At 76.7% G+C, this 3445-nt stretch carries 5 protein-coding genes and 1 pseudogene; all 6 read right to left on the bottom strand.

What is annotated here, in order from left to right; genetic code table 11:
• Positions 1-647: DivIVA domain-containing protein (locus AC5FZL_RS15990; RefSeq protein WP_493619872.1), on the bottom strand; the 647-nt coding region annotated here is incomplete at its 3' end.
• Positions 648-780: 133 nt separating this feature from the next.
• A complete protein-coding gene (locus AC5FZL_RS15985) occupies positions 781-1083 on the bottom strand; it encodes a YggT family protein (protein WP_493619871.1) in 303 nt (100 codons plus the stop codon).
• Between the two features lie 68 nt (positions 1084-1151).
• The gene (locus tag AC5FZL_RS15980; protein WP_493619870.1) at positions 1152-1628 is read right to left on the bottom strand and encodes a cell division protein SepF; all 477 of its coding nucleotides are present in this window, start codon (positions 1626-1628) and stop codon (positions 1152-1154) included.
• A gap of 57 nt (positions 1629-1685) precedes the next feature.
• Positions 1686-2390, bottom strand: a complete 705-nt coding sequence (locus AC5FZL_RS15975) for a YggS family pyridoxal phosphate-dependent enzyme (RefSeq protein WP_493619869.1) — start codon at positions 2388-2390, stop codon at positions 1686-1688.
• On the bottom strand, positions 2387-3163 hold the full coding sequence (gene pgeF / locus AC5FZL_RS15970) for a peptidoglycan editing factor PgeF (RefSeq protein WP_493619868.1): 777 nt from the start codon (positions 3161-3163) through the stop codon (positions 2387-2389). The genes AC5FZL_RS15975 and pgeF overlap by 4 nt, the downstream gene beginning before the upstream one ends.
• A gap of 9 nt (positions 3164-3172) precedes the next feature.
• Positions 3173-3445: pseudogene (locus AC5FZL_RS15965) on the bottom strand (cell division protein FtsZ); the annotation flags it as partial.

The raw sequence follows: 3445 nt of genomic DNA, 5'->3' as shown, positions 1-3445 counted from the left end.
GCCCCGCCGCCGAAGGCGTAGCCGACGTCCTGGACGGCGGGCTGCGCCGGCCGGCCGGGCAGCGCCGCGCCGCGGCTCTCGAGGTCGCGCAGCTGGGACTCGAGGTAGGACTTCATGCGGTTGCGGTAGTCGCGCTCGAAGGCGCGCAGCTCGTCGATCTTCCGCTCCAGCAGCGAGCGCTCCTGCTCGAGGCTGCCGAGGGTCTGGCGCTGCTTCTCCTCGGCCTCGCGGACCAGGCGGCCGGCGTGCTCCTTGGCCTCGCCGAGGATCTTGTCGCGCTGCTCCTCGCCGCTGCGCACGAAGTCGTCGTGCAGCTTCTGGGCCAGGGCGAGCATGCCGGTGGCGGCCTCCGGCGGCGCCGCCGGAGCGGCGGCCACGGCCACCGGGGCGGGCGCGGGGCGCTCGACGGGGGCCGGGCGCTCCTGCATGGGCACCGCGGCCGTCGGGCTGCCGGCGCGACCCAGCTCGGTCACCCGGCGCTCGCAGGCGGACAGCTTCGAGGTCAGCTGGTCGTTCTCCGCCGTGAGGCGCCGCAGCTCCCCGACGACCTCGTCGAGGAAGTCGTCGACCTCGTCCTGGTCGTAGCCCTCACGGAACTTCGTGGGCTGGAAGCGCTTGTTGACAACGTCCTCAGGCGTCAACGCCATCTGGTCCACCTCTGTCGGAGTTCTGGCGGTGATGCGCGCTGGCTTCGCGATCACATCGAGAACCACCGTAGCCGACGAAGCGCGGGCGCGGACAAGAACGGGCGTGTCCGGGAGAGCTCGCCCGGGCGCGCCCTCAGGCGCTGACGTTGCGGGCGGCCGCGGAGAGCACCGCCATGAGCACCGAGCACCCCAGCGCGAGCACGAGGAAGGCGAGGTCCAGCTGGATGCTGCCCAGCCGGATCGGCCGGATCACCCGGCGCAGCCCGCGCAGGGGCGGGTCGGTCACGGTGTAGACCAGCTCGGCCAGCACCAGCACGACGCCGCGGGGGCGCCAGTCGCGGGCGAAGACCTGCACCCACTCCAGGACCAGCCGCCCGATCAGGAGGATGAAGAACAGCAGGACCACGAGGTACAGGAGCTGGAGGACGACGGCCACGGCCCCATCCTCTCAGCCCCGCGCACCGGCGGCGCCGAGGCGCCGCCGGTGCGTCCGGGCGGGAGGGCTCAGGACTGGTTGAACAGGGTGGCCCCGGCGGCCGGGGCCGCCTCGCCGGTCACCTCGACGTGGGCCGGGGAGAGCAGGAAGACCTTGTTGGTCACCCGCTCGATGGTCCCGTGCAGGCCGAAGACCAGGCCGGCCGAGAAGTCGACGAGGCGCTTGGCGTCCGCGTCGCTCATGTCGGTGAGGTTCATGATCACCGGCACGCCCCCGCGGAAGCTCTCGCCGATGCTCTTGGCCTCGTTGTACGTGCGCGGGTGGATCGTCGTGATCCGCCGCAGCTCCGCCGCCGGCGACGCGGCCACCACGCGGGCCACCTGCCGGTCGCGGGTGATCGGCGTCACCTCGGCGTGCCGCTCGAGCTCCCCGTGCTCCTCCACCTCGGTCCACTCCTCCTCGGGCAGACCGCGCATCTCCTGGTAGTTCGGGTCGTCCTCCGTCAGTCCCAGGTAGACCATCGTCTTCCGCAGCGCGCCAGCCATGTCCGCTCCTTCAGTCCCGGGTGTCACACGAATAACACCAGCACCCGTGGCCACACGCTACTGCACGCGCGGCCGACTGCCCAGAACGGCTCGGCCGACACGCAGGTGGGTCGCACCGGCGGCCACCGCCGCCTCGAGGTCACCGCTCATGCCGGCGCTGACGGCGCTCGCGCCGGGGTGGTCGGCGCGCACCTCCGCCGCCAGCTCGGCCAGGGCCGCGAAGGCGGCCGCGGGGTCGCCCTCGCGCGGCGCCACGGCCATGACGCCGTCCAGGCGCAGCCCGGGGGCGCCGGCCACGGCGTCCGCGAGGGCCGGCAGGTCCGCGGGGGCCGCTCCCGCCCGCGCCCCGATCTGTCCCGGTCCCCCGCCCAGGTCGACCTGGACGAAGCAGCCGAGCTCGCGCCCGGCCCGCTCGGCCGCGCGGGACAGCGCCTGGACCAGGCGGGGGCGGTCGACGGAGTGCACGACGTCGGCCCACCCCGCCACCGCGGCCGCCTTGTTCGTCTGGACCTGCCCCACCTGGTGCCAGCGCAGCGGCAGGTCGGAGCACTCCGCGGCCTTGGCCGAGGCCTCGGGCTCGCGGCTCTCCCCCACGTCGCGCACCCCCAGGCCGGCGAGGAGGCGGACGTCGTCGGCGGGGAAGGTCTTGGTGACCACGACGAGGACGAGCTCACCGGGGTCGCGCCCGGCGGCCGCCGCGGCGGCGTCCACGCGCCGGCGGACGGCCTCCAGGGAGGCGGCCAGCTCCTCGCGGCGGCTCACGCGCCGCCGTCCGGCCCCCGGGCGGGCGACCACGCCAGGCCGGCCCAGCGGGGAGCACGCGGGCCGCTGCGCCGCACCGAGCCGAGCTCCGGGCTCTCCACCGTGCAGCCGGGCAGCTGGCGGGCCTCGACCCCCTCGGCGACGAGCTGCTCGAGCACGCCCGCCGCGACGTCGAGGGCGGGCGTGCCGGTCCAGGTGACCGAGGCGGCGACCGGGTGGCGGGCGGCGACCTCCGCGCGCATCGCGGCCGGCACCTCGTAGCAGCGGCCGCAGACCGAGGGGCCGAGCACGGCGCGCACCCGCTGCGCCCCGAGCTCGCGCATGGCCGCCACCGCCGCCCCGACGACGCCGGCGTCCATCCCCCGGCGCCCGGCGTGGGCGACGCCGACCACCCCGTGGTCCGGGTCGGCGAGCAGCACGGGCACGCAGTCGGCGACCAGCACCGCCAGCGCGAGGCCGGGGCGGTCGGTCACCAGGGCGTCGGCCTCCGGCGGCCCGTCCGGCCAGGGCCCCCGGGCCACGGCGACCGAGCGGCCGTGGACCTGCCGGGCGTAGAGGACCCGCTCGACGGGCAGGCCGACCTCGGCGGCGACCGCCGCGCGGGCGGCGGCCACCGCGGCCGGGTCGTCCCCGACGTGGTCACCGAGGTTGGCGCCCGGGCCGGCCCCGCCGCCCGCCGTGGCCCTGGACGCCGTCGGGGCGCCGCTCAGCGCCATGACGGCGCCGGGGCGCCCCTCGGCGCCGGCGAGGTCGTCGCGCCAGCGCAGGACCACGGCCGGTGGCTACTTGAGGAAGTCGGGGACGTCCAGGTCGTCCGGCTCCGGGCTGCGCGCGTAGCGCGAGCGGACCGGCTCGCGGTCGACCGGCACGTGCACCGCGCCGTCGTACTGGCCCGAGACCGGCACGGGGTAGCTCGGCTGCGGCGCGGCGTGCGTGGGGGCGGGCTTGGGCGCCGGGACGCTGGGGCCCGCAGGCCCGTCGTCCAGCGCCGTCGGCACGGCCTCCGGCGACGCGCTGCGCCAGTCGCCGTACTGGGGGGTGTAGCCGCTGCGCTC

The organism is Quadrisphaera sp. DVD1 (assembly GCF_058932755.1).
This window is presented reverse-complemented; position numbering and strand designations above follow the sequence as displayed.